This window comes from Streptomyces sp. NPDC059443 (assembly GCF_042750105.1).
GTDB lineage: Bacteria > Actinomycetota > Actinomycetes > Streptomycetales > Streptomycetaceae > Streptomyces.
Genome location: NZ_JBHYVM010000007.1, coordinates 67,293 through 92,417 on the forward strand (window position 1 = coordinate 67,293; position 25,125 = coordinate 92,417).

A 25,125-nucleotide genomic window follows, 5' to 3' on the forward strand; every position below is an offset into this window, starting at 1 on the left:
GCGGTACCCGGTGAACTGGCTGATCCACGACTACCGCGAGAGCGATCTCGCGGCCGTTGTCCATCTGATCGACACCACGGCCGAGCTGGGCCAGGAGTCCGTCTTCTCCCTCGCCGAATGCATCAGCGCCCTCACCGACCGGCAGCCCTGCGTGGTCGCCGTCCACCAGGGCGTCCCGATCGGCGCCGCCCTCGCCTGCGTCACCGGCGAACGGGCCTGGGTGATGCGCATCGCCATCGCCGCCGGCTGGCGCGGCCGGGGCCTGGCCAGCGCCCTGCTCGTCGAGCTGGAGCGCCGGCTCATCGCCGCCCGCGTGGGCCGCATCGCGTACGTCCTGCCCGAAGAGGACCTGCTCGGCGAAGGACTGCTCAACGCCGGTTACACCCGGCAGCCCGCCGTCGCCTACTTCGAGAAGACCGAGCCGCTGCACGGACCGGCCGCGGGCCTCCTCGACGACCTCGGCGGCCGGTTCCTCCCCAACGACCTGTGGGCCAAGGTCGCCGGCATGGAGAAGGAGAAGGACCTCATCGAGCGGCGCGTGGTGCTGCCGCTCGCCGAGCCCGAGCGGGCCGCCGCGCACGGGGTCCGGCCGCCGCGCGCCATCACCCTGTTCGGCCCGCCCGGCACCGGCAAGACCACCTTCGCCCGCGCCATCGCCTCCCGGCTGGGCTGGCCCTTCGTGGAACTGCTGCCCTCCCGCCTGGCCGACGGGGGCAACCTCGCCACCGCGCTGCGCGACGCGTTCTCGCGGATCGCCGAGCTGGAGCGGGTGCTCGTCTTCATCGACGAGGTCGAGGAGATCGCACCCGTGCGCACCGAGCCCGCGCAGCCCGGCGGGATCCACGGGGTGACCAACGAGCTGCTCAAGCTGATACCCGGCTTCCGGGAGGGCGACGAACGGCTGCTGGTCTGCGCGACCAACTCCATCCGCTCGCTCGACCCGGCCTTCCTGCGGCCCGGCCGCTTCGACTACCTGATCCCGATCGGCACCCCGGACGCGGGCGCCCGCGCCGCGATCTGGGCCCGCTACACGGCGGGGCGCGCCGATGTGGACGTGGCGGCGCTGGTGGAGGCGAGCGAGCTGTTCACCCCGGCCGACATCGAGCACGCGGCGCGGATCGCGGCGCAGGTGTCCTTCGAGCGGGACCTGGAGGCGGTGGGCGCGCGGGGCGCGGCGGCGGCGCAGCTCGGCGCGGGCACGGAGGACTACCTGGCGGCGGTCGCGCAGTGCCGGCCGACGGTGACCCCGGCGATGACGGGGGAGTTCGCGGCGGACATCACCGCGCACGCCAGGTTCTGAGCCCGGATGTGCAAATGGCCCGCAGCCACTCCCCAAAGCGGCTGCGGGCCTCCCGCGCGGACTTGTGATCCGTTGCGGGACGACCACGTTCCGGTTGGGGGTGTATCGCCGGCTGGAACGTGGACGTGAAGGGTGCCGGGGGAAGCGTCCCTGAGCTTTCCTCGACATCTACGAGTCAACCAGCGCGGGGGGTGCGGACACCTCGGCCGGACGGCCCCGAACGCGCGGCCGGAAGGACCGGGCTGCCCGCCGGGCCATAGGCCGAAAGGAGGACAGGCCCTAGGGTCGGGGCATGGCCTTCGTCGTCTTCATGACCATCCCGGGGCTGGCGCTGCTGCTCACCGCCATCGCCTTCCTCGACCTGACGCTGGAACGCGCGGGCCGTGCCGGACTGCTGCCCTGGCGCTGGAGCGGCCGGCAGGGGCAGATGTCCTCGACCGGCTTCGAGCAGCTGCACGCGAGCTTCTCACCGGGCAAGCAGAACGAGCTGAAGGAGAGGCAGAGCGCCCTCGTGATGCGCGACGATGAGGAGGACGGCGCTCCGCCCCGGTCCCGGGTGGACCTCGACGGGGGCCGCGCGGTGATCCGGCTGCCGGCTACGGGCGGCAGCGGTACGTGAACTCCGCCGCGGCCGTCCGCTGCGTCGGGGACACCAGCTGCAGTTCGGCCTTCGCGGGGTAGGTCCCCGCGCCCTGGAAGGTCCACAGCAGGTGCAGCCGGGCCTCCTGCTGCCCGCTGGGCACCCGCTCCGTCAGCTGCGCGGAGCGCGTTCCGTCACTGCGCAGCCAGCGGTAAGTGAGCACCCCCGCGCGCCCGTTGGTCCGTACGACGGCCACCACGTCGGCGGTCGTGTCGCACGGGGGGCCCTTGGGGTCGGTGGCGACCGTCACGTCGCGGACCTCCAGGGCCGGTCCGTAGTGCTGCCAGCCCAGGTAGACGAGGACGGCGAGCAGGACCACGGCCGCCAGGGTGTAGCGCCGCCATTCGCCCGGCCGGCGGCGCGGGGAGGGTGCCGGCTCCAGCGGGAACGGCGCAGGCCGGGCCGCCGTCACCCCCGGCCCGAACCGCAGCACGGACCCCTCGACCCGGTCCGGTTCGGCCCCACCGGGCACGTCGCCGGGCACGTCGAAGCGCTTCGTCTGCGCGGGGAGCTGCGCCGTGTCCTGCTCCGGATCCTGGGGCGGTCCGGTGATCCAGTGGCTGCCGAGCACGGTCGCGCTGTAGTCGTCTTCGCCCTGCGGGGCTCGGGAGTCGCTCATCGGAGCACCGGCACGCAGGCTTGGAACTGGTAGGTCGCGTAGGCGTACCGCGTGGGCGCGGCGGGCACGGTGGAGACGCGGACCGTGAGGTAGCAGGCGCTGCCCCCGCGCGGGCGGGCATGCGACTGCGACACGCCGGTCGGTGATCCGGCGGGGGCGGTGAGGCTGTCGGTGCCGTTCGCGAAGGCGAGGTCGTTCGGCGCGCTGCCGAGGAACCATTCGAGTGTCACGGTGGCGGGGCCGCCTTTCGCGTTGAGGCTCACGGCCGCGTCCACCGTCGCGCGCCCGGGTTTGAGGCTGACGGACACGGCGGAGACGCTCACGCCCGGAGTCGGGGTCGGGGTCGGTGTGGGCGTCGGGGACTTGGTGGGTGTGGGCGTCGGAGACGGCAGCCCGCTGTAGCTCGGCGTGGCGGACGCGGACGGCGAGGCCGTCGTACTGGGCGACGGGCTCGGGCTCGCGCTCGAACTCGGGCTGCTGCTCTCGCTCGGCGAGGCCGACGGGCTCGGTACGGCTATCGGGGAGGCAAGGGCACCGCCCGACGCGCTGGACGTGGCGAACGCGTTCAGCGCCTTCGCCCCGCCCGGCTCCGCACCGACCGCCTGGTAGCCGAGCGCGGCCACCACCCCCAGCACCAGCGTCGCCCCGGCCGCGACCAGGCCGCGCCGGCCCGGGGTCCACGGGGACGGCGGCTTCGGCAGGGTGGTCGTGGCCAGTGCGGTGGTGCCCTGGGCCGGGGCGCCGGCCGAGGGGAACAGCAGCGGCAGCAGGGCGGCCAGCGCGGCCAGCTTGCGCTGCCCGCGCTCCTCCCACTCGGGCCCGTACGCGGCCCGCGCCACGCCCTCCAGCTCCGCCACGAACGCCTCGGCGTTCTCCGGCCGCTGCCCCGGGTCCTTCGCCAGCCCCCGCCGGATCAGCGGGCGCACCGGCTCGGGGGCCTCGGTCTCGGGGACCGGCGCCTCGACGTGCTGGACGGCGAGCTCCGCGAAGCTCTGCCCGTCGTAGGGCTTGCGGCCGGTCAGGCACTCGAAGAAGGTCGCCGTCGCGGCGTAGACGTCGGCCGCGGGGGACGCCGGACGGCCCTGCCACTGCTCGGGGGCCATGTACGCGGGCGTACCCGCGGCCCCGGGGGTCGCGCCGAGCGGAGTGGCGATCCCGAAGTCCACGAGCTTGGAGGTGCCGTCGGCCGCGACCAGGACGTTCGCCGGCTTGTAGTCGCGGTGGACCACGCCGGCCCGGTGGGCGTCGGCCAGCCCGAGCAGGGAGCCCTTCAACAGCACCAGCGCCGCCTCGGGGCCGGTCCGCCCGCTCTGCTTGAGCAGCGCGTTCAGCGGGATCCCGTCCACGAGCTCCATCACGATGGCGGCGCCGCCGGGCGCCTGCACGTACTCGTACAGCCCGACCACGTAGGGGGATCGCAGCTCGCCGAGCAACTGGGCCTCGGCCCGGAACTCCCGGACGAAGGCCGGGTTTTCGAGCATCCGGTCGTTGAGGTACTTCACCGCCACCGCGGTGCCGGTGCCTTCGTGGACGGCGAGCACCACGCGGCCGCTGCCGCCTGTGCCGAGCTCGCGGATCTCCGAGTAACCCGGAACCGACCACATGCCGTTCATGCCTTTCCCCCTGCCGTGGCGTGACCGCGCCCCGGGGCCGGTCGTCCCAGGCGATCGGCCACCACCTGGGACACATTCCCGCCACGGCTGGTTCCCGGCGGAGCGGAGCTAGGCCGCCGCGGCCTCCGCGCCGATCATGGCGTGCAGCCGGTCGGCCGCCGCGCGTCCGAAGCCGGGATCGTTGATGTGGGTGTCGTAGTCGTAGAGCCGGGCGGCGCTGCCCCGCAGTCCGTCGCGCAGTGCCGAGAACAGCGCCCGGTCCGCGTCGGGGTCATGGTAGGGGCCGCCGGGCGCGCCGAGGGTGGACAGTCCGCGAAGTGGGACGCAGACGGCCGTGGGGCCGGTGGCCGCACGGAGTTTGGCGGCGACCCTGCGGCCGAGTTCGGCGCATTCGGCCTCGGTCGTACGGATCACCGTGATCGAGGGGTTGTGGACGCGGACCCGGCGGTACCGGACCCGTTCGGGCAGGCTCTCCATCGGCCCGAACTTCACCATGTCCAGCGCCCCCAGGCTCACCACCTGGGGAATCCCGGCCCGCCCGGCCGCGCTGAGCCGGTCGGGACCGGCGGTGAGGATGCCGCCGCACAGGTCGTCGGCGAGCTCGCTGAGCGTGAGGTCGAGGACGCCCGCGAAGATCCCCTGGCCGGCCAGTTTCTCCAGGGTGCGGCCGCCGGCGCCACTGACGTGGAAGACGAGCACCTCGTAGCCGAGCTCGGTCAGCCGTTCACGCGCGGCGTCCACGCCGATCGTGGTCACCCCCGCCATGCTCGCCGCGATCAGCGGACGGCTGCCCTCGCCCAGCCGGGCCGGCCGCCGCAGTTCCATGGAGGCGCGCTGGAATCCCTTGGCCATCCCGGCGACGGCTTCGACGGCGTTGGCCAGGACGGGTGCAGAGACACTGTTGATGCCTGCGATGTCCACGACGCTGTACATCATCGTGATGTCCGCCGATCCGACGTACGGGGCCACGTCCCCGGACGCCATCGACGAGACCATCACCTTCGGAATGCCCAGCGGCAGCGCGCGCATCGCCCTCGTGGCGATGGAGGTTCCGCCGCTGCCGCCGATCGCGAGGACTCCGTGGAGCCGCCCTTCGGCGTGCAGGCGTAAGAGGGTCGCTTCCGCGCCCTTGGCCATCGTGGTCACGGCCGCACCCCGGTCGGCGGCCGCTCGTAGCTGCGAGAGTTCCGTTCCCGCCGCCCGCGCGACCGCTTCACGCGGCACATCGGCGGGCACGCGGGGCTCGTCCATGATTCCTGTGTCGACCATGACCACTTCGACGCCGGCGCGCAACAGCCTCTCGCGCAGCCAGCCGTACTCCACACCCTTGGTGTCCAGGGTTCCCACCAGCACGACGTTCGTCATATGTGCAATGTCCACGCAGGTGGGGTTTGTTGGCAAGTAAAGGGCGGGTCAACCCTCATTCTTCAAGAGTTCGGACAATCGCTCCAGAAAAGGGATTTGAGACACCACCAGTTTGGTTCTGGCCATCGGGGGCGAAAACCACTCCACCCGGTCCAACTCGGGGAACTCCGCCGTACGTCCCGATTTCGGCGGCCATTCCATGGTGAATGTTCCCGGTACCGCCAGTGCCGGATCGAGATCCGCCCGTACCGCCCAGATCGTCACCAGCTTCCCGCCGATCATCCGCACTTCGCCCAGCGGCAGGTACGGGCCCTCGGGCGGCGCCAGCCCGACCTCCTCCTCGAATTCCCGGCGGGCCGCGTCGAGCGCGGTCTCCCCGGATTCGTACTCGCCCTTCGGGATCGACCAGGCGCCCGCGTCGCGCCGCTCCCAGAGCGGGCCGCCCATATGGCCGAGCAGCACTTCGACGCCTGCGCCCGTGGCCCCGGATTCCCTGAACAGGAGCAGCCCGGCACTCCGCTTGGTGGTCATGCGCTCATGTATGCCCGCCCGCGGCGACCGTCAGTGCTCGTGCGGCCGTCACTGCTCGTACGGGCGTCAGTGCTCGTGCGGTCCCTGGCGGTGGACCGGACCGTGGGAATCCGCGCAGTGCGGATCGGCCGGATCCTCACCCGCGCGGCCGACCGTGAGCAGGGCGTCCTGGGCGTGGTCCACCTGGAGCGTGGTGTGCGTGATCCCGTACTCCTTGGCCAGCAGGGCCTCCAGGTCCCGGCGCACGGCGTGGCAGTCGCCCTCCTCGGCCACCAGCACGTGCGCGGACAGCGCCGCCTGGCCGGAGGTGATGGTCCAGATGTGCAGGTCGTGGACCTCGGTGACCGGCGGCTGCCCGACGAGGCGGTCGCCGACCGCATCCGGGTCCACATGGGCCGGAGCGGCCTCCAGGAGGATCCGCCCGGACTCGCGGATCAGACCGTAGCCCGCCTTGACCATCAGGACGACCACGACGAGCGAGGCGATCGAGTCGGCCTGCCGGAATCCGGTGGTGAGCACGATCAGACCCGCGACGGCGGTGCCGATGAAGGCGAACAGGTCGTTGAGGATGTGCTGGTACGCGCCCTCGACGGCCAGGGAGGTGCGGTTCGCCTTCGAGATGCACCAGGCCGCCGCGATGTTCACGACGATGCCCGCGAGCGCCGTGACCAGGACCAGCCCGCCTTCCACGGGAGGCGGATCGAGCAGCCGGCGTACCGCCTCGTACGCCAGCCAGACCGCCAGGAGCAGCAGGGTGAGCCCGTTGGCCTGCGCGGAAAGTATCTCCGCGCGCTTGAGGCCGTACGTGAAACCGCCGCGCGCCGGGCGGGCCGCCAGCCGCATCGCGATCAGCGCCAGGACGATCGAGACGGCGTCCGTCAGCATGTGCGCGGCGTCGGAGATCAGCGCCAGGGAGTGCGCCAGGACGCCGATGACCACCTCGACGGCCATGAAGCCGACGATCAGGCCGAGGGCCATGCCGAGCCAGCGGCGGTCCGCGTCGGCGGAGACACCGTGGCTGTGACCGCCGTGCCCGTGGTCGTGGCCATGACCGTGATCGTGGTCGCGCTCGTGCTCGTGGCCGGTGGTGGCGTCGTGCTCGTGCGGCGCTCGGTCCTGCGCGCTCATGGCGTCCCCCGTCAATCGTTTCGTGATGCGTCGCCTGAAGTGAAGCGCACCTCTCGAAGATGGGCAAAGGCTGCAACGGGGACCGTTGTCATTACCCATAACGCCGTTCTGACCTGCGGTGATGCCGAGCCCTGCCGAGCCCGTCCGATCGTGGGAAAATCTCTCCATGGTCCAGCGCCACGGTGCGGCGACCGCGCCCGAGCTCGTACTCGAAACCGACCGGGGCTCCACCGCGATGAGCCCGCGCCGGACGTACCACGTCGGCCGGGACCCCCTCTGCGAGATCTGCCTCGACGACGCCCGCGTCTCCTGGCACCACGCGGTCCTGCGCCCCGACGGCGACCACTGGACGCTGGAGGACGAGGACAGCACCAACGGCACCTGGGCCGACGGCCACCGCGTCCACGAATGGGCGGTCGGGGTCGGCAGCGAACTGCGCTTCGGCAGCGCCGCCGACGGCCCGCGCGTACGCCTCGTCGGCCCCGCCCCGGCCCCGGTCCGCCCCTCCTCCGTCTCCCACCCGGCCCTGACCGGCACCTTCCGCCGGCCGACCTCGGTACGCCCGCTGGCTGCCAGGACCGCTGTCCGGATCGGCCGGGCACCCGGCAACGACCTGGTCATCGACGACCTCGTCGTCTCCCGCCGCCACGCCGAACTGCGCGCCCTCGCCGACGGCACGTACGAGATCGCCGACCTCGCCAGCCACAACGGCACCTACCTCAACGGCGCCCGCATCGACGGCGCCGCCGCCATCGGCGAAGGCGACATCGTCGGCATCGGGCACCGCGCCTTCTGCCTCTTCGGAGACCAGCTCCAGGAGTACGTGGACACGGGCGAGGTGTCCCTCGACGTCCAGGACCTCGCCGTCGCCGTCGACCACGGCCGCAAGACCCTCCTCGACCACGTCTCCTTCCCCGTCGGCGCCAAATGCCTGCTCGCCGTCGTCGGCCCCAGCGGCGCCGGGAAATCCACCCTGCTCGGCGCGCTGACCGGACTGCGCCCCGCCGACCGCGGCACCGTCCTCTACGACGGCCGCGACCTCTACCGCGACTACGCCGAACTGCGCAGCCGCATCGGCCTCGTCCCGCAGGACGACATCCTGCACGCGCAGCTCACCGTCCGGCGCGCCCTCACCTACGCCGCCGAACTGCGCTTCCCCCAGGACACCGCCAAGGCCGAACGCCGGGCCCGGGTCGACGAGGTGATCGGCGAGCTGGGCCTCGTACAGCGCGCCGACCAGCCCATCCACAGCCTCTCCGGAGGCCAGCGCAAACGGGTGTCCGTAGCCCTGGAACTGCTCACCAAGCCCTCGCTGCTCTTCCTCGACGAGCCCACCTCCGGGCTCGACCCCGGCATGGACCGCTCGGTCATGCACATGCTGCGCGGCCTCGCCGACGACGGCCGCACCGTCATCGTCGTCACCCACAGCGTGCTCAGCCTCGACGTCTGCGACCGGCTCCTCGTCCTGGCCCCCGGCGGCCGCATCGCCTACTTCGGACCGCCCGAGGAGACCCTCGCGTTCTTCGGCTTCGGCCAGTGGCCCGAGGCCTTCGAAGCCTTCGAGAGCCAGCGGGGCCGCGACTGGGCCGGGGAGTACGAGGCTTCGCCGCTGCACCGCACGTACGTGACGGCCGCCTCCCGCCAGCCCCACCAGGGCGGGGAGCGGCCCTCGCGGGCCTTCGTGGCCGCCCCGCCCAAAGCGCAGAGCTGGGGCTCCCAGCTCTCGACCCTGATCCGGCGGTACGCCGCCGCGCTCGGCGCCGACCGGACCTTCCTCGCCATCATGATCGCGCTGCCGTTCGTGATGGGCGCGATGGCCCGCGCCCTGGCCGGCAGCGCCCTCACCCGGGAGACGGCGATCAACGCCCTGCTGATCCTGTGCGTCGGCGGGGTGCTGACCGGAGCGGCGAACGCCGTGCGCGAGCTCGTCAAGGAACGGGTCATCTACCAGCGCGAACGCGCCGTCGGGCTGTCCCGGTCGGCCTATCTGATGTCCAAGGTGGTGGTGCTCGGGGCCGTCACCGTGGCCCAGGCCGTCGTGCTGACCCTGGTCGGACTGTTCGGAGTGAAACACAACGCCCCGGACGGCAGAGGCGTGTTCCTGCCCCCGCTGATCGAAATCACCATCGCCGTGGCCCTGTTGTCCTTCACGGCGATGATGCTGGGCCTGCTGGTCTCCGCCCTGGTCAAGAAGGAGGAGGTCACCATGCCGCTGCTGGTCCTCCTCGCCATCGTCCAAGTGGTCTTCTGCGGAGCCCTGCTCCAGCTGAACGGGGTGCCGGTGATCGAGCAGCTGGCATGGTTCGTGCCGTCCCGCTGGGCCCTCGGCGCGATGGCCGGCACCATCGGCCTCGGCTCGATCGTGCCCGGCCGGCTCACCGACGACCCCCTCTTCGCGCACAGCGCCGGAGTGTGGCTGCTGAACCTCGGCATGCTGGTGGCCCTGTCCGTGCTGTTCGGGGTCCTGGTCCTGCGGCTGCTGCGCCGCCACGAGCCCGCGATCATGCGGAAGTAGGGCCCATGACGATCCCGGGCGGGGCAGCGGACTTCCGGCCCACCCATGTCGTACCCCCGGAGGGCCTGCCCGCCTGGGAGGCCCCCGACCCCTCCCGGCCGACCGCCGCCCTGGACCCCTTCCTGCCCGTGCGGCTGCTGGCCCGGCGCGGCGAATGGGGGGAGATCCTGTGCGCCAACGGCTGGTCCGCCTGGGTGGACGGCCGCCTCCTCGTCGCCGTCCCGCAGCCCCCGCCCACCGGCGGCCGCCCGCTGACGCGCACCGAGGATCCGCGGCCGCTGCTCGCGCGCGGCGCCGAGCTGCTGGAACGCTACCGGCGGGCGGTCGCAGAACTCGCCGCCGGGCGGGTCGACGCCGAGGGCTTCCGGCGCTCCACCCGGGGCGTGCGCGCCGGGATCGTCGTCGACGGGGAGTCCGTGTGGCTCTACGACGACACGGCGGGACGGTGGATGTACGCGGACGGGAGCCGCCTGATGACCTACGCGGTCGTCACCGGACCGGGTGCTCCGCCCGCGCCGGAGACGCCGCCGGAGGAACCGGACGCGGCAGGAGCGGCCGGCGTACGACAAGAGCCGGCCGAGCCCGCGCCTCCCGCGCACCCGCCCACCCGGATCGTCCCTCCGGCCGGGCCGGAGGCGGGGTGATGGGGCCGGCGGCGGGCGGCGACCCGGTGCGCGGGCTCGCCGGGGACCTGCGGGGACGGCGGATCGCCGGCTACGTCGTGGAGGACGAGATCGGCCGCGGCGGGATGGCGGTCGTCTACCGGGCCCACGACGTACGGCTCGACCGGACGGTGGCGTTGAAGCTCCTCGCGCCCGAACTGGCGCGCAACGACACCTTCCGGCAGCGGTTCGCGCACGAGTCGAAGGTCGCGGCGGCCATCGACCATCCGCACATCGTGCCCGTCTTCGAAGCGGGGGAGACGGACGGGCTGCTCTACATCGCCATGCGGTACGTGGCCGGCCAGGACCTGCGGGCCCTGCTGGACCGGACGGGCCCGCTGCCCGTGGCGACGGCGGCGCGGATCGCGGGTCAGGTCGCCTCGGCGCTGGACGCGGCGCACGCCCACGACCTGGTCCACCGGGACGTGAAACCCGGGAACATCCTCGTCGCGGAGGGCACCGACAGCGAACACCCGGAGCACGTCTACCTGACGGACTTCGGGCTGACGAAGAAATCGCTGTCGCTGACCGGGTTCACGAGCGTCGGCCAGTTCGTCGGGACCCTGGACTACGTGGCGCCCGAGCAGATCTCCGGGAAGCCGGTGGACGGCCGCTGCGACGTCTACAGCCTGGGGTGCGTGGTCTACGAAACCCTGGCGGGCGGCCCGCCGTTCCAGCGTGACGACGACATGGCCCTGCTGTGGGCCCACCAGTACGACCCGCCGCCGCCGGTGAGCTCGCGGCGGCCGGGCCTGCCGGCCGGGGTGGACGAGGTGCTGGCGCGGGCCCTGGCGAAGTCGCCGGAGGACCGGTGGGGGAGCTGCCTGGAGTTCACGGGGGCGCTGCGGCGGGTGGGGGCGGGGGCCGGGGTGGGTCCGGGTGTGGTGCGGGCGCCGACACGGGTGGCGGCGGCCGCGGCCGTGGCCGACGACGGTCCGGCGCCGCCACCGCCGCCGTGGTGGGCCCTGCCGGTGTTCTAGTCGGCTAGCCGCCGTCCGGGGAGGGTACGCACACGACGTGGGCGGTGACCTCGGCGTGCGAGGCCGAGGCGTACCAGCCCTTGCGGCCGCCGGCGTCGAGGACGGGGTGACTGGCCAGGACGGTGTGCCGGAGCGAGCCGTCGCGGGCGTGGTCCCAGCGCGTGGTGGAGTACCCGCCGGACTGTACGGACGTGCCGCGCGGGCAGAACACCCGGCTGACGGAGACGGCTTCGGCGCTGGCGTCCTCGCGGCCGGTGTCGCCGGAGAGGTAGCGGGTGTCGGGGCCCGTCGCCTGGGTGGGCAGGGCGGTGGAGAGGGTCAGCGCGAGCGCGGAGAGGGCGAGCAGGCCCGCGGCGTGAAGCGGCCGGAACAGGCCTTTGGTCATGTTCACGGAGGCGAGCGTGACACGCAGAAACGATCCCCCGATGAACCGATTTCTGCCGGTTCACCCGTACGGAGCAATTGGTCAGCGGTGCCGGCGGCGGGGGAGCAGCGCTCCGAGGAACCCGGCCGCCGCGCCCGCGACGAAGGCGAGGCCGACGGTGCGCCAGAGGACCGCGCGGAGTTCCACCTTGCCGCCGAGGTCGGCGACGTCGCCGATGCCCAGTACGGACAGGCCGAACTGGGCCTGGACCCGGCCCAGCAGGCAGACCGCCAAGGTGGCCAGTGCCAGGGCCACGGCCAGGTGGAGCGCGTGCTGCCACGGCCGGACGTGGGCCGGGGAACGGGCGGCCGCCAGCGCGCCCGCGCCGATCAGCAGGACGACGGTGAGCGCCACCAGCCACCACACCCGGGAATCCCGCTCCGCGAGCGAGGAGACGTCCACGGTGGACAGGTCGGAGGCGGAGCCGTTGCCGGAGCCTGAGCCGGTGGCGCGGAGCACCTGGTCCAGGACCTGCGGCATCGGCAGCCCGAACGGACCGTGGACCTTGCCCTCCCAGGCCCCGCCGAAGCCGATCGTGAGGGCGAACCAGACCAGATTCGGCAGGCCCAGCAGGATCACCGCCAGGGTGCGGCCCGCATGCCCCTGGGTCGCGGCCACGACCAGGCCGGCGCCGATGCCGATGACCACGTACGCCAGGAGCAGCGCGACCACGGCGGACGCCGCCGGCCGGACCGCCGCGTGGAAGCGGACCAGCGAGGCCGGGAGCGGCGCGCGGCGCGAGACCAGAAGGACGATCAGCAACAGGCCCAGGATCCAGAGCAGTCCGAAGCCGAGGGTGGCGGGGACCGCCGCCTTGAATCCCACCGTCGGTGCGGAGTCGAGGAGTTCGCCGATGTCCCCGATGGCCGAGTCGCCGGTGGGGATCGCGAAGTCCCGGCGGGCCAGGAAGGCGCTGCCCGTCAGTGCGGCCAGCCAGAGGATCACCAAGGGCGCGGCGCGGGCGAGGAGTTCGCGCGGTCCGGCCACCGCCCGATGGCGCAGGGGGCGCAGGAAGAGCCCGCCGGTGGTCAGCGCTCCGGCCAGGCTGACGGACAAGGGGAGTACGGACAGGCTCGCGTCGGCTCCGGCCAGGAAACCCGCCCCGCCCGTCACGTCGACGGAGCCGCCGGCCGCCATCACCACGACGGCGGCGACCACGTGCGGGAACCCGCCGCCCGGCAGGTCTCCGGCTCCGGCCAGGGACAGGCCGGCGGCGGAGACCGCGGCCATCACGGCGAAGCCCGCGACCACGGCCACCAGGGCGTCGCGCCATGCTCGCGCGGCCGGTGCCGATGTCGTCGCGTGGGTCATTTCGGGACGGATCACCCCGCCACCGTAGGCAGCCCCGGCTTGCGGCCACCACCCGGACGGCGCACACAATGGTCGCCAGGAGCGTAAGAAATCCGGAGATGTCCGTATACGGTCTGCGGAACATCCATATGGACCGGACTCCTCCGCCTGGGAAGAAGAGCCCGTGACCACTGAACCCTCCGGTGCGCAGCCGCCGCAGCCCCCGCCTCCGTCGCGGGCGCCCTCGCGGCCTTCCCCGTCCGGGCGCCCCACGGGTCCGCCTTCCGGGCCGCTGTCGGGCGGGCGTGAAGGACTCCCGCCACCGCCGCCGCCCGCACCTCCCGGGAGCGGCGGTGGTCCGGGCGGTCCGGGGGGCGTGGGCGGTCCGGGCGGTCCGGGCGGTTCGAGCGGGGCCTCCGCGGGGCCGCCTCCGAAGCCCTGGTGGCGGTCCCTTCCCCGGCTCGCCACCGCGATGGTGGCCCTCGCCGCCGCCGTGACCCTGGCCGTCGTGCTGACCAGGCCGACGGGCGGCGGTACCGGCACCTCCGCGGGCGGCGAGGTGTTCCTCCAGCCGGCCGCCGCGTCCGGGCCGGACCCCTTCACCGAGTCCACCGCCGCCGAGCAGGCCACGCCGCCACCGGAGAGCACGCCGGCGGAAAGCGGCCTGCCGCCGTCCGAGGCTCCCGCCACCGGGGCCACGGTCACGCGGAGCGTCAGCGGCTCCTCGCCCGGCCTCTACGGGGGATCCAAGGACGTGGCCAGCTGCGACGTCGAGAAGCAGATCAAGGTGCTGTCGGGGCAGCCGGCGAAGAACGCCGCGTTCGCCTCGGCGCTCGGCCTCCAGCCTTCGGCCGTACCCGGGTACCTGCGCTCGCTCACCGCGGTCCAGCTGCGGATGGACACCCGGGTCACCAACCACGGCTACCGCGACGGCAAGGCCACCGCCTACCAGGCCGTGCTCCAGGCCGGGACGGCCGTGCTCGTGGACGACCGGGGTGTGCCGAGGGTGCGGTGCGCGTGCGGGAACCCGCTGGGGTCGCCGGTGGCGCTGCGGGCCGATCCCAAGCACTCCGGACAGCCCTGGACCTCGTACCGGCCCGCGCAGGTCGTGGTCATCGCGCCGTCCGTGACCATCGTGAACACGATCGTGATCTACGACCACCACGACCGCCGCTGGTACGAGCGCGACCGCGGTGACAACCGCGGCAAGCACGACAAGCTGATCCCGCCGCCGGTGCTCCCGACCCTGCCGCCGGTGACTTCCCCGCCGGTGACCTCGCCTCCGGTGACGTCCCCGCCGCCGTCTTCGCAGTCCCCGTCGGCCTCGGTCTCACCCTCGCCCTCGGCCTCGGTGTCCGAGTCGGCTTCGGAGTCCCCGCCGGTCTCGCCCTCGGCGTCCGAGTCCGCTTCGGGATACGCGTCGGAGTCGCCTTCGGAGTCCGCGTCGCAGTCACCGTCCGCGTACGAGTCCCAGGCGGTGGCCGAGTCGTCCTCCGCGCCGCCGTCCTCCTCCCCGCCCGCCGCGCCCTGCCCGTCGCCGTCGGGCTCCGTGACCCCGCCCCCGGAGCCGGGTGCGCCCACCGGTTCGTGCCCGCCGATGTCGGACGTCCCGGCGGTTCCGGTGGTCCCGTAAGTCCGCCGGGGCAGGCCGAAGCCTCCCCGGGGCCAAGTGGCCCCGGGGAGGCTTCGGGAGCGTCATCGCACGGGGTGGGCGTTAGCGGACGCGGCCGTACATGTTCGGGTTGTACGCGCTGAAGCTGGACACGCGGACCTGCTTCCCCGGGCGCGGGGCCTCGATGTACTTGCCGTCGCCGAGGTAGATGGCGACGTGGTGGATGCCCGAGACGCGGCCGTTCGAGGTCCAGAACACCAGGTCCCCGCGGCGCAGTTCGGAACGGGAGATCGGTGTGGTGGCCCGGTACTGGTCGTCTGCCACGCGGGGGAGGGAGATGCCCGCGGAGCGGTAGGCGGCCTGGACCAGGCCCGAGCAGTCCCAGCCGTGCGGGCCGTTGCCGCCCCAGACGTAGTCGTCGCCGAGGTGGCTGTTCGCGAAGGAGATGGCGCCCTCGGTGCCCTGGCGCACGGGGGTGCCGGACCCGCCCGAGGAGCCGCCGGAGGAACTGGAGGAGCCCGAGCCGCCGCCGGAGGAACCGGAGCCGCCACCCGAACCGCCCGCGTAGCGTTCGTACTTGTCCTTGTGGCTGGTCCAGCGCCACCAGCCGGTCCCGTCCTTGTACCAGTACACCCGGTCCGTCGCGTCCCAGCCCGCGCGGCCGCGGAAGGTCGGCTCGGAGGTGCGCACCGACGACGAGGAGCCGGACGAGGGGCCGGACGAGGAAGAGGCCTTTCCGGCGCTTGAACTGCCGCCGTTCGCCAGGTACTTGTCGTAGTGCGACGTCCAGCGCCACCAGCCGGTCGCGTCCTTGTACCAGTACTTCGAACCGTCCCAGCCCGCATGGGCCGGGGCCGGCTCGGCGGATGCGGCGCCCACGCCGGTGCCCATCAGCATGGTCGCACCGACGGCCGCGACCACGGCTCCGCGCACGGTGCAGCGGCGGCGGGCGGAGGCCGTCACGGCCGTCGTGCCCCGGGCGCAGCCGGCGCAGTCACAGCTGTCGGGTATCTCTTCGGTGAACTCGGGCGTGCGCATGCGGGATTCCTTATCCATCGGGGGTGTTCTTCAGCGGGCGTCGGCGGCAGGGCCGCGCGCCGTGTAGAAGGCCACGGTCAAGTCCTTGACCAGGGCCTTGCGTTCGTAGTCGTCCAGCCCCACGAGCCCGCGGTCCGACATCCGGTGAACGGTGTCGTCGACCGCGTCGAGGACGGAGGTGAGGACGGAGTCCCGGTGCCGGGCGTCGATCGAGGCGATCCGGCGGCGCTGCATCGCGGCGGCGACCTCGGGCGCGTACTCGACGCTCAACGGTCGGGCGGAGAAGACCTCGATGCCCACGGCCCTGCATTCGGCGGCGAGCATCCGGGTCAGCTCGTCGCCCACGGCCTCGGTGTCGCGCAGGGTCTCCGGTTCTGCGGGCACCGGGTCGAAGGAGTCGGCGGGCATCCGGGAGAGCACCCGGGCGACGGCCGATTCCACCTGTCCGCGCAGGTAGGAGGTGTGGTCGTCCACGGCGAGCAGTGCGCGGGCGGTGTCCTTGACCCGCCACACGACGAGGACCACGGACCGGAGCGCGGTGCCCTCGGCGTCGACGACGCAGAGCGGCTCGCTGCGCCAGTGCCGCAGCCGTACGTCGACCCGCGCGTGCCGGGGCAGCGGGCTGGACCAGATGAGGCCGGTGCGCCGGATCGTGCCCCGGTAGCGCCCGAAGAGGGTGAGCGACCAGGCGTGGCCGGTACGGCCGCGGCGCAGTCCGGAGAGGGCCGCGAGGGTGAGGAACGCGCAGCCGGCGACGGCGGCGAGCGGCCAGGCCTCGGCGGGGGAGGCGGAGGGGCGGAGGTCCTCGTACCGGGCGAGGACGGCGGCGCCGCCCGTGGCGAGCGCGGCGACGGCCAGGGCCCACCAGCCGGAACAGGCCCGCGCGGGTCGCTCGTTGAGCTCGGGATCGAGCACGACGGGCAGTGTCCGCGGGGAGGGTGAGGAGGGTGGGGAGGCCGTCGGAGCCGTCGGAGAAGCGGGCCGGGGTATCGACCCCCGTGCGGCGGACGGGCGGACGGCGGGCTGGCGGAGGGTGCCGGAGTCCGAAGGGCCGGCCGCGCGGGACGGGCCGCCGGAGGAGGCGTGGGCCCCGGGCCCGCCGGGGGAGGTGCCGTCGCTGCCGCCGCCGGCGGCCCAGGCGGGCGGGTCGGCCGCTTCCTCGTCGCGGAAGAGTGGGCCGAGGACGAGCGGATCCCGGTACGGCCGCACCACGAGGCTGCCGCGACCGGTCCGGGCGCCGCCGGTGGCTTCGCCGAGGTCGAGGGTGTCACCGGCACCGGCGGGCGCGACGGATATTCGGTCCGGTCCGGGCGCCCCGTCCCTCGGCCCCTCCGTCCCTCCCTCCGCCCCTCCCTTCCTTCCGTCGGCCGGTCCTCCGGTCGTATTCGGCGCTTGCGACAAGCCACACCCCACACAGCCGTGGCGTCAACGGCCCTGTGTCGGAGGGCTTCTGACGCCGGTAAAGATGATCATGATTGGATCAATCTTCGCGAAATCGTATAAGTCGTTCATTCGGCAAAGGTCACGACAGGCCGGGACTTTGGTCCTTTTTCGTAGATAAAAGACCGATTGTGGAGCCGAATAGCGTATACGGAGGGTGATAATGCGCTCGACACGCCGGACCGGACCTGCGCGCATTGCGAACGCCGCAGCGTGCTCCGCAGGCCACAGAACGCCACAGAACGCCACGGAACGCCGCAGACGGTGCGAACGGCGCGGCCGGCCGAAGGGTGAGACCCTGAAGGCGTGGCCGAAAGGGGAGTGACCCCTCAGGTCGAGTGGCCCGCCCGGCCGGACACGAGCCTCGCGCTCAACCGCATGGGCACCTTCGACTGGGACCTCGACAGCGGGCAGATGTATCTGGACGCCACCGCTCTCGGGGTCGTAGACATGCGCCCCGAGGAGTTCAGCGGCACCCCCGCCGGGCTGCGCCCCCGCCTCGCCCCCGGCGAGGAGGTCCGGCTCGACTCGCGGGTCGCGCAGGCGCTCAAGGCCGGCAGCAGTCACTACGGGATCTACCTCCGCAGCCGCGCCCGGGACGGCTCCCCGGGCTGGACCCACGTCCAGGGCCACATCCTGCGGGACCCGCAGGGGCGCCCGTACCGGATCATCGGGATCATCCGCGACGCCGCGCACGACCCGGGCGAACCGGGGGCGGGCGGGGAGCGGGACGAGGGCCGGCGCAGGCTCACCGGGGTCGTCGAGCGGACCACGGCGATCCTCGCGCACGCCCGTACGGTCAACGACGTCACCGACATCCTCAAGGACCCCGAGGCCCTCGGTCATCTCGGCGCGGTCAGCATCATGCTGGGCGTGGTCGACGGCGGCCGGATCCACCTGGTCGCGGAGGGGCAGCTCGGCTCGTACGTCCCGGAGATCGAGTACACGCGGATCGACGCCCCGCTGCCGATGAGCGAGGCCGTACGGGATATGCGGCCGGTCTACCTCGGCTCCCGCGAGGAGTTCCAGCGGCGCTACCCGCTGCTGTGGCCGTACATCGAGCCGCTGGACGTCCGCAGCGGGGTCTACTTGCCGCTCATCGCCCAGGGGCGGCCCATCGGCGCCCTCGGACTGCTCTACCCGCGCGACGGCGACTTCACCGCCGAGGAGCAGAACGTGCTGATGGCCCTCGGCAGCGGCATAGCGCAGAGCCTCCAGCGCGCCATCCTCTTCGAGCAGGAGCACGATCTCGCCGAGGGCCTCCAGCGGGCCATGCTGCCGCGCCGGATTCCGGAGGTGGCGGGGGCGCGGATCGCCGTACGGTACCGGGCCGCCCGGATGGGGCGGGACATCGGCGGCGACTGGTACGACGTGATCCCGCTCGACGGCGGCCGCGTGGGCGTGATGATCGGTGACGTGGAGGGGCACGACACGGACGCCGCCGCGGTCATGGGCCAGCTGCGGATCGCGCTGCGCGCGTACATCTCCGAGGGGCACACCCCCGGCGCGGCCATGGCGCGGGCCTCGGGTTTCCTCCGGGAACTGGAGACGGAACGCTTCGCCACGTGCACCTACGCCGAGATCGACCTCACCACCGGCGCGAGCAGGCTGGTGCGCGCCGGGCACATCGATCCGGTGGTCCGGCGCGGCGACGGCAGCTGCCACCGGATCCAGGTGGTGGGCGGACTGCCGCTGGGGCTGCCGGCGCGCGAGCGGCCGGACGGCCGCCCCGCAGGCACGGGATACCCCGTCACCAGCCTCGACCTGCACCCCGGCGACACCCTCCTGCTGTGCACGGACGGCCTGACCGACCGGCCCGGCCAGGACTCCGAGACCGGGATGCGGGAGTTCATGGAGGCCGTCCGGACCGGCCCGGCCGAGGTGGAGGAGCTCGCCGACCTCCTGTGCGACCTGGTCGGGGACTCCGGCGGCGGCGACGACATGGCCCTGCTCCTGCTGCGCCGCCGGGGCACCCCCGCCCCGCGCGGCGGCGGCCCGCTGCGCCACAGCCTGAACCCCGGCGACACCGACGCGCCGGCGATGGCCCGGCACCTGATCCGGGCGGCGGTAGCGGCCTGGGGGGCGTGGGACCAGGCCGACGAGATCGAGCTGGCGGCGGACGAGCTGATGACCAACGCGCTGGTCCACACGGACGGGGTCGGGCAGGTCAGCATGCGGCTGACCCCTGAGGGGCGGATCCGGATCGAGGTCGAGGACACCAGCAGTGCCCTGCCGCGGCAGCGCGAGGCGGGCGACTGGGCGGTGTCGGGACGGGGGCTGCTGCTGGTGGACCGGCTGGCGGATGCCTGGGGAGTGGAGCCGAGGGGCGGCGGGAAGTGCGTGTGGTGCGAGTTCTCCATCCCGGACCGGCCCGCGCCGGGCTCACCGGGTGCGAATGGCTGATTCGGGCCGCGCCCGCACTGTGTTTGTCGGCTTGTATGTGTCCGCCGGGTCGATCCTGCCTGGGTGCCGAACCTGCGCCCGCTCCGCCCGCTCCTGCCCGTCCTGCTCACCGTGCTCCTCGCCGCGCCGACGGCCCTCGCCGCCCCCGCGGCCCTCGCCGCCGCTGCCGGCCCGGACGGCGACGGGATCGAGACCGCCCGGACCTCCCGGCAGGTCGCCCCCGGGATCCGGCTGGAATCGTACGACCGGCTCGAAGCCGACCGATGGCTCCGGATCGACGAGCTCGACGTCGACCTCGCGGGGCCCGGCGCGGGCGTACGCACCGAGTACCTCGGCGGCCGCGGCGTCGCCACCGTCGCCGACTCCGCCGCCCGTCACCCCGCCGGGCCCGGCCGTCGCGTGGTCGCCGCGGTCAACGGGGACTTCTTCGACATCCGGGGCACGGGCGCCCCCCTCGGCCCCGGCATCGGCGCCGGCCGACTGCTGCACGCGGCCTCCCCGGGCGCGGGCCGGGCGGTCGGCTTCGGCGCGGACGGCACCGGCCGGGTGCTGCGCATCGACCTCGACGGGAGCGTCACCCTGCCCGGCGGCGCGGTCCGCCCGCTCGCCGGATACAACACGGCCCGGCCCCCCGCCGAGGGCTTCGCCGCCTACACCGCCGACTGGCCGGCAGCCGAACTCCCCGCGCTCGGCGCGGCCGTGGAACTGCGCGAAGGCCGGGTGGCCGCCGTACGGGCGGCCGTACGCCGGCCCGCGCGCCGGGAGCGCCCCGCACCCGGGACCACCCTGCTGGTCGCCGCCGGCGCGGCGGCGACCGAACTCGCCGCCCTGCGCCCCGGGGACGCGGTAGCCGTGACCGCCCGGCCCGTCGTGCCCGGGGGTGGCCCGCTCCCGGTCGGCGCCGTCGGCGGCCGCGAGGCGCTCGTCGTGGCCGGGGTCGCGCAGAACCACGACGGCGAGCCGAACAACACCGCCGCCCCGCGCACCGCCGCCGGGTTCTCCCGCGACGGCCGGCGGCTGCGCCTGGTCACCGTGGACGGCCGACAGCGCGACAGCGGCGGCCTGACGCTGACGGAGCTCGGCCGGATGATGCACCGGCTCGGCGCCTACGAGGCCCTCAACCTGGACGGCGGCGGATCCTCCACCCTGCTCGCCGCCCTGACCGGTGACACCGCTCTGACCTTGGAGAACTCCCCGTCCGACGGCCGCCTCCGCCCGGTCCCCAACGGCCTCGTCCTGACCGCCCCGGCGGGTCCCGGCCGGGCCGCCGGGTACCGCGTCGAGCCCCTGGGCGGCGGCGACGGCCCCGCCCGGCTCTTCCCCGGGCTCAGCCGCACCCTCACCGCCACCCCGTACGACGCCGCGCTCGGCCCCGTGTCAGGGGCGGCAGGGGCGACCGGGGCCGCCCCCGACTGGTCCGCCGGGGGAGGCCGTGCGCGGATCGACTCCGCCGGGGTGCTGCGCGGGCTGCGCCCCGGCCGGGTCGACGTGCACGCCCGACGCGGGACGGCCGACGGGACCCTCGGCCTGGACGTCCTCGGCCCGCTGGCCGGGGTCCGGGCCACCCCGGACCGGATCGGGCTCGCGAAGGAGGGGGAGAGCGCCCGGTTCACCCTGACCGGGTACGACGCGCAGGGCGCCGCCGCCACCATCGAACCCCGGGACGTGTCACTGGAGTTCGACCGCTCGCAGTGGAGCGTCGCCGCCGACGGGCGCGGCGGATTCACCGTGACCGCCAGGGTTCCGCACGCCACCGGTCAACTGCGCGCCGGCGTAAAGGGAAACCGAGCCGTCGCGGCCGAACTGGCCCTCGGGGTAGGGCTGTCGGACCGTCCGCTCGCGGATCTCGAAGACGCCGGCCGGTGGACCGGCCGGGGGGCCGCCCCGGCGGAGGGTCACCCCGGCCGGGGGCTCGCCCTCACGCTCCCCGCAGCCGCGGACGGACCGGCCGCCCCGGACCCCGCGCGGACCGCCGCCGCGGTCCCGCCCCGGCCGCTCCAGGTGCCGGAGCTGGCCCGCTCGCTCTCCCTCTGGGTCGGCGGCGACGGCTCCGGAGCCCGGCCCGCCGTGGAACTCGCCGACGCGGACGGGGGAGTCGTCACGCTCCGAGGGCCCGCCGTGGACTGGACCGGCTGGCGGGAGATCAGCCTCCCGCTCCCGGCGACGGCGGAGCGTCCGTACACCGTGACCCGGCTCTCGGCGGTCGCCGGCCCGCGCCCGGCACGGCTGCTCCTGGACACGCTGACGGCCCGGACCCCGCCGACCGGGTTCGTCCGTACCGTCGGCGCACCGGATCCGATCGTGGCCACGGCGGCCCAAGTGCGCTCCAGGCCCTGGCGGTTCGCGGTCCAGCCCACGGACGCCGCCGCCCCGGGCGCCGACTTCGCGCTGACCGGCGCCGGCCGCCCCGCCTTCGTCCACCGGGGAGTACGGTTCCTTCCGCTCGACGCCAGGCTCCGCACCCTCGACGGCGGCGGCCTCGCGCGGATCACGGCCCTGCGCGCCGCTCTCGCGACCGCCGCCCGGGAGCCGGGCACGGGCGCGGTGGCCCTCGTACAGCCGTACGCGCCGCGGGCCGTGGACCACAAGGAGGCCGCCCTGGAGCTGCGCTACCTTGCGGAGTTCCGGCGCACCACCGGCAAACGGGCCGCCGTCATCACCCTCGAAGCCCCCCGCTTCGCGGCCGGCCGCACCGAGGGCGTCCTCACCCTCGCGACCCCGCGCACCGGCCGCACCCTGATCGGCGCGGACGCCTTCGCGGCGGGCGACTGGCTCTCCGTACTGCCGCCCGAACTGCCGTCCGTACTCAGCCGGTGATCCTGGCCGTGAACGCGTCGAGGTTCGCGAGGGTGCGGGCGATCTTCTCGTCCACCGTCAGCGTCTCCTCGAAGCCCCTGGTCCTCAGCTTCGGCTGCCGCTTGCCCCTGATGTAGAGGGAGCACGCGAGGTCGGCGCAGACGTACGTGCCGACCGTGTTGCCCTCGCGGCCGCGGGCGCCCGCGAGCGGGGCGACGAGGAGGGTCACGCCGGAGGAGGCGTGGCCGGTCAGGCAGATCTGGCAGATGCTCGACTTGAAGCCGCCCACGCGGTTCGCGGCCGGTACGCGCAGCGAGATGCCGACGGCGCCGCCGTCCGCCGCGGGCCGTACGAGGTGCGCGCGCTGCGGGGCGCCCGGATCCACCCAGCCGAGGAAGTCGAGGTCCTGCCAGGGGAGTTCGGCGAAGTCGGCCGGCAGCTTAAGGCGGGCGGCCTCGCCTTTGGTGCAGTTCACGAAGGAAGAGCGGATCTGTTGGTCGTTGAGCGGGTCCATGGAAACGCACGGTACGTGCCGGTACGGGGCCCTGGCCAGCCGTTTTCCCGGCCGGGACGCCGGCCGCAGCGCCAGGCCGTCTAGAGGCGGACGAGAGTGACCTCGGTCGCCTTCACGCTGGTCCACACCTCGGCGCCGTCGACGATGCCCAGCTCGGCCGCTGCCTCCGGGGTGATCTCCGCGACCAGGTCGGGCGCCTGCGCCGAGCCGACCAGCACGCGCAGCCGGCTGCCGACCGAGGTGATCTCCCGTACGGTGCCGGGCCAGACGTTACGGGGACTGCCGCCCGGACGGTCCCGGTGTACGGACACCGCCTCGGGGGCGATGATCGCGAGCGCCTGCGCACCCTCGGGCAGCGCCTCGGCCACTACGAGGCGGCCACCGCCGGCGAGCGCCAGCCCGTCGGCCGACGCCGTCCCGGGCCAGGCGTTGCGGCCGAGCATGCGGGCCACCCACGGGGAGCGGGGGTGGCGGGTGACTTCGGAGGGCGGGGCGTCCTGGAGGGTGCGGCCGTCGGCCAGTACGAGGACGCGGTCGGCCAGGGAGACGGCCTCGACGGGGTCGTGGGTGACGATCAGGCAGACTCCGCCGAAGCCGGCCAGGTGGGTGCGCAGGGTGTGGCGGACGTGGGCGCGGGTGGTCTGGTCGAGGGCGGCGAGGGGTTCGTCGAGGAGCAGCAGCCGGGGGCGGGCGGCCAGGGCGCGGGCCAGGGCCACGCGCTGCGCCTGGCCTCCGGAGAGCTGGGCGGGCTTGCGGTGGGCGAGGTGGCCGACGCCGAGCCGGTCCAGCCAGGCCTGCGCCTCGGCGCGGGCCCGGGCGCGCGGCACCCGGCGGGCGCGCAGCCCGTAGGCGGTGTTGGCCAGTGCGCTCAGGTGGGGGAAGAGCGCGCCGTCCTGCGGGACCCAGGCGACCTGCCGCTTGTGCGGGGGCAGCGCGGTGACGTCGGTGTCGCCGAGGCGGAGCTCGGCGTGGGCGCGGGGGGTCAGGCCGAGGAGGGCCCGGAGCAGGGTGGTCTTGCCGGCGCCGTTCTCGCCGACCACGGCGATGGTGGTGCCGGGTTCGGCGTCCAGGGTGAGCTCGTTGAAGCCGGTGACCGCGGCGTGCATCGGCCAGGCGGCAGCCGCCGGCGCGGAGAGCGGATCAGCGGGAGCGGACGGGTCTACGGGGCCCACCCGGTCCCTCGCACCCGCCGGGTCCGTCGCATCCGCCGGAGCCGCGCCGTTCAGCGGGGCCGCGCCGTCCATCGGGTGCGGACCGGGCGCCTCCTCGGCGATCGGGGGCGCTTCGGCGGAGCCGCGGGCGACGGGGGTCCCCGTCCACCGGCCGCGCAGGCCGATGAGTACGGCCATGGCGATCGCGAGCAGCAGCAGCGATACGGAGGTGGCGGCCTCGGGCTGGTCCTGGAGCAGCAGGAAGACCTGGAGCGGCAGGGTCTGGGTGGTGCCGGGCAGGTTGCCCGCGAAGGTGATGGTGGCGCCGAACTCGCCCAGCGCGCGGGCCCAGGTCAGCGCGGCGCCGGCGATCAGGCCCGGGGCCACCATCGGCAGCGTCACCGTGAAGAACACGCGGACCGGCGTGGAACCGAGGGAGGCCGCGGTCTCCTCGTAGCTCTGCTTCAGGCCGCCGAGCGCGCCCTCCAGGCTGATCACGAGGAACGGCATCGCCACGAACGTGGCCGCGACGACCGCGCCCGAGGTGTGGAAGGGCAGGGTGATGCCGAAGGTGCCCTCCAGCCAGGGACCGAGCAGCCCGCGCCGCCCGAATCCGAGCAGCAGGGCCACACCGCCGACGGTGGGCGGCAGCACCATGGGAAGCAGGACGAGCGAGCGCACCAGCGCCTTGCCCTTGAACTCGACGCGGGCCAGCAGCCAGGCGAGCGGCACCCCGAGGAGGAGCGAGAGGCCGAGGGCCCACAGGGACACCAGCAGCGAGAGCCTGAGCGCCTCCACCACACCCGGGCTGGTGAGGTGCGCGCCGAGCTCGCTCCACCGGGTCCGGGTGAGGATGCCGATCAGCGGCATCAGCAGGAACGCCACGGCGAGCAGCGCGGGGAGCGCGAGGGCCACGGGGGGCCGGGCGCGGTGGGTACGGAGTCTGCTCATATCGGGTTCCTGGCTGGGGAAGCTGTGGCGGCGGGGTGAAGCGTAGTGGGGGCGCCCCGCGGAAGCCGGACAAACGGCGGGGGGCCGCCCGGCCAATGGGTGTGGGGGGGGCCGGGCCCCCCGGCCCGGGCGTCCAGGAGAGCGGCGGCGCCG

Annotated in this window: 19 protein-coding genes; 8 read left to right on the plus strand and 11 right to left on the minus strand. The window is 74.2% G+C overall.

The window, feature by feature from the left end; genetic code table 11:
* Window positions 1-10 precede the first annotated feature (10 nt).
* Together ACFXDJ_RS09025 and ACFXDJ_RS09030 are read left to right on the plus strand one after the other, a co-directional pair.
* Window positions 11-1,300, plus strand: coding sequence for an ATP-binding protein (locus tag ACFXDJ_RS09025; RefSeq protein ID WP_384658010.1), 1,290 nt, complete (start codon window positions 11-13; stop codon window positions 1,298-1,300).
* Window positions 1,301-1,592: 292 nt separating this feature from the next.
* Window positions 1,593-1,919 carry a DUF6191 domain-containing protein gene (locus ACFXDJ_RS09030; protein ID WP_371614585.1) on the plus strand — a complete coding sequence of 109 codons (327 nt, stop codon included), beginning with the start codon at window positions 1,593-1,595 and terminating at the stop codon, window positions 1,917-1,919.
* Here ACFXDJ_RS09030 and ACFXDJ_RS09035 read toward each other — a convergent pair.
* The 5 genes from ACFXDJ_RS09035 to ACFXDJ_RS09055 form a co-directional block, all read right to left on the minus strand.
* A complete protein-coding gene (locus tag ACFXDJ_RS09035; RefSeq protein WP_384848544.1) occupies window positions 1,897-2,559 on the minus strand; it encodes a hypothetical protein in 663 nt (220 codons plus the stop codon). The two genes, ACFXDJ_RS09030 and ACFXDJ_RS09035, sit on opposite strands and share 23 nt — an antisense overlap.
* Window positions 2,556-4,172 (minus strand): serine/threonine-protein kinase, encoded by a 1,617-nt coding sequence (locus ACFXDJ_RS09040; RefSeq protein ID WP_384848547.1) that lies wholly within the window; start codon window positions 4,170-4,172, stop codon window positions 2,556-2,558. The genes ACFXDJ_RS09035 and ACFXDJ_RS09040 overlap by 4 nt, the downstream gene beginning before the upstream one ends.
* A gap of 108 nt (window positions 4,173-4,280) precedes the next feature.
* On the minus strand, window positions 4,281-5,537 hold the full coding sequence (locus tag ACFXDJ_RS09045) for a Tm-1-like ATP-binding domain-containing protein (protein ID WP_384658001.1): 1,257 nt from the start codon (window positions 5,535-5,537) through the stop codon (window positions 4,281-4,283).
* A gap of 48 nt (window positions 5,538-5,585) precedes the next feature.
* Window positions 5,586-6,068: an NUDIX domain-containing protein gene (locus ACFXDJ_RS09050; RefSeq protein WP_384657998.1), complete on the minus strand. Its 483-nt coding sequence runs from the start codon at window positions 6,066-6,068 to the stop codon at window positions 5,586-5,588.
* 66 nt (window positions 6,069-6,134) lie between these two features.
* A complete protein-coding gene (locus tag ACFXDJ_RS09055) occupies window positions 6,135-7,196 on the minus strand; it encodes a cation diffusion facilitator family transporter (RefSeq protein ID WP_384657995.1) in 1,062 nt (353 codons plus the stop codon).
* Between the two features lie 166 nt (window positions 7,197-7,362).
* Here ACFXDJ_RS09055 and ACFXDJ_RS09060 point away from each other — a divergent pair, with 166 nt between their 5' ends.
* Genes ACFXDJ_RS09060 through ACFXDJ_RS09070 form a run of 3 tightly spaced genes read left to right on the plus strand, consistent with a single transcriptional unit; the run spans window position 7,363 to window position 11,353 of the window.
* Window positions 7,363-9,711 carry an FHA domain-containing protein gene (locus ACFXDJ_RS09060; protein ID WP_384848550.1) on the plus strand — a complete coding sequence of 783 codons (2,349 nt, stop codon included), beginning with the start codon at window positions 7,363-7,365 and terminating at the stop codon, window positions 9,709-9,711.
* 5 nt (window positions 9,712-9,716) lie between these two features.
* Window positions 9,717-10,355, plus strand: coding sequence for a hypothetical protein (locus tag ACFXDJ_RS09065; protein ID WP_384848553.1), 639 nt, complete (start codon window positions 9,717-9,719; stop codon window positions 10,353-10,355).
* Window positions 10,355-11,353, plus strand: coding sequence for a serine/threonine-protein kinase (locus ACFXDJ_RS09070; protein ID WP_384848556.1), 999 nt, complete (start codon window positions 10,355-10,357; stop codon window positions 11,351-11,353). Before ACFXDJ_RS09065 ends, ACFXDJ_RS09070 begins: the two co-directional genes overlap by 1 nt.
* A 4-nt stretch (window positions 11,354-11,357) precedes the next feature.
* Here the strand turns inward: ACFXDJ_RS09070 and ACFXDJ_RS09075 are convergent, their stop codons facing one another.
* Window positions 11,358-11,744: a hypothetical protein gene (locus ACFXDJ_RS09075; RefSeq protein WP_384663700.1), complete on the minus strand. Its 387-nt coding sequence runs from the start codon at window positions 11,742-11,744 to the stop codon at window positions 11,358-11,360.
* 75 nt (window positions 11,745-11,819) lie between these two features.
* A complete protein-coding gene (locus ACFXDJ_RS09080) occupies window positions 11,820-13,103 on the minus strand; it encodes a streptophobe family protein (RefSeq protein WP_384663702.1) in 1,284 nt (427 codons plus the stop codon).
* 256 nt (window positions 13,104-13,359) lie between these two features.
* On the opposite strand from ACFXDJ_RS09080, the gene ACFXDJ_RS09085 reads away from it, so the two are divergent.
* Window positions 13,360-14,700 carry a DUF6777 domain-containing protein gene (locus ACFXDJ_RS09085; RefSeq protein WP_384663705.1) on the plus strand — a complete coding sequence of 447 codons (1,341 nt, stop codon included), beginning with the start codon at window positions 13,360-13,362 and terminating at the stop codon, window positions 14,698-14,700.
* A gap of 81 nt (window positions 14,701-14,781) precedes the next feature.
* On the opposite strand, the gene ACFXDJ_RS09090 is transcribed toward ACFXDJ_RS09085, so the two are convergent.
* Together ACFXDJ_RS09090 and ACFXDJ_RS09095 are read right to left on the minus strand one after the other, a co-directional pair.
* On the minus strand, window positions 14,782-15,717 hold the full coding sequence (locus tag ACFXDJ_RS09090) for a C40 family peptidase (protein WP_384848559.1): 936 nt from the start codon (window positions 15,715-15,717) through the stop codon (window positions 14,782-14,784).
* Between the two features lie 30 nt (window positions 15,718-15,747).
* Window positions 15,748-16,632, minus strand: coding sequence for an SPFH domain-containing protein (locus tag ACFXDJ_RS09095; protein ID WP_384848562.1), 885 nt, complete (start codon window positions 16,630-16,632; stop codon window positions 15,748-15,750).
* An 831-nt stretch (window positions 16,633-17,463) separates the two neighbouring features.
* Between ACFXDJ_RS09095 and ACFXDJ_RS09100 the strand changes: the two genes are divergently transcribed.
* Both ACFXDJ_RS09100 and ACFXDJ_RS09105 read left to right on the plus strand, forming a co-directional pair.
* Complete coding sequence (locus ACFXDJ_RS09100) at window positions 17,464-19,560, plus strand: SpoIIE family protein phosphatase (protein WP_384662997.1); 2,097 nt, start codon at window positions 17,464-17,466, stop codon at window positions 19,558-19,560.
* 63 nt (window positions 19,561-19,623) lie between these two features.
* Complete coding sequence (locus tag ACFXDJ_RS09105; protein ID WP_384848565.1) at window positions 19,624-22,377, plus strand: phosphodiester glycosidase family protein; 2,754 nt, start codon at window positions 19,624-19,626, stop codon at window positions 22,375-22,377.
* On the opposite strand, the gene ACFXDJ_RS09110 is transcribed toward ACFXDJ_RS09105, so the two are convergent.
* Together ACFXDJ_RS09110 and ACFXDJ_RS09115 are read right to left on the minus strand one after the other, a co-directional pair.
* On the minus strand, window positions 22,367-22,870 hold the full coding sequence (locus ACFXDJ_RS09110) for an FBP domain-containing protein (protein WP_384848568.1): 504 nt from the start codon (window positions 22,868-22,870) through the stop codon (window positions 22,367-22,369). The genes ACFXDJ_RS09105 and ACFXDJ_RS09110 overlap by 11 nt on opposite strands.
* A gap of 80 nt (window positions 22,871-22,950) precedes the next feature.
* Window positions 22,951-24,972, minus strand: a complete 2,022-nt coding sequence (locus ACFXDJ_RS09115; protein WP_384848571.1) for an ABC transporter permease — start codon at window positions 24,970-24,972, stop codon at window positions 22,951-22,953.
* Window positions 24,973-25,125: the final 153 nt, after the last annotated feature.

What these genes read in the sequence shown, in the direction of transcription:
- ACFXDJ_RS09030 (WP_371614585.1), top strand. Translation starts at nt 1,593, where the DNA reads ATGGCCTTCGTCGTCTTCATGACCATCCCGGGGCTGGCGCTGCTGCTC.
- ACFXDJ_RS09035 (WP_384848544.1), bottom strand. Translation starts at nt 2,559, where the DNA reads ATGAGCGACTCCCGAGCCCCGCAGGGCGAAGACGACTACAGCGCGACC.
- ACFXDJ_RS09055 (WP_384657995.1), bottom strand. Translation starts at nt 7,196, where the DNA reads ATGAGCGCGCAGGACCGAGCGCCGCACGAGCACGACGCCACCACCGGC.
- ACFXDJ_RS09070 (WP_384848556.1), top strand. Translation starts at nt 10,355, where the DNA reads ATGGGGCCGGCGGCGGGCGGCGACCCGGTGCGCGGGCTCGCCGGGGAC.
- ACFXDJ_RS09060 (WP_384848550.1), top strand. Translation starts at nt 7,363, where the DNA reads ATGGTCCAGCGCCACGGTGCGGCGACCGCGCCCGAGCTCGTACTCGAA.
- ACFXDJ_RS09110 (WP_384848568.1), bottom strand. Translation starts at nt 22,870, where the DNA reads ATGGACCCGCTCAACGACCAACAGATCCGCTCTTCCTTCGTGAACTGC.
- ACFXDJ_RS09115 (WP_384848571.1), bottom strand. Translation starts at nt 24,972, where the DNA reads ATGAGCAGACTCCGTACCCACCGCGCCCGGCCCCCCGTGGCCCTCGCG.
- ACFXDJ_RS09050 (WP_384657998.1), bottom strand. Translation starts at nt 6,068, where the DNA reads ATGACCACCAAGCGGAGTGCCGGGCTGCTCCTGTTCAGGGAATCCGGG.
- ACFXDJ_RS09090 (WP_384848559.1), bottom strand. Translation starts at nt 15,717, where the DNA reads ATGCGCACGCCCGAGTTCACCGAAGAGATACCCGACAGCTGTGACTGC.
- ACFXDJ_RS09045 (WP_384658001.1), bottom strand. Translation starts at nt 5,537, where the DNA reads ATGACGAACGTCGTGCTGGTGGGAACCCTGGACACCAAGGGTGTGGAG.
- ACFXDJ_RS09040 (WP_384848547.1), bottom strand. Translation starts at nt 4,172, where the DNA reads ATGAACGGCATGTGGTCGGTTCCGGGTTACTCGGAGATCCGCGAGCTC.
- ACFXDJ_RS09065 (WP_384848553.1), top strand. Translation starts at nt 9,717, where the DNA reads ATGACGATCCCGGGCGGGGCAGCGGACTTCCGGCCCACCCATGTCGTA.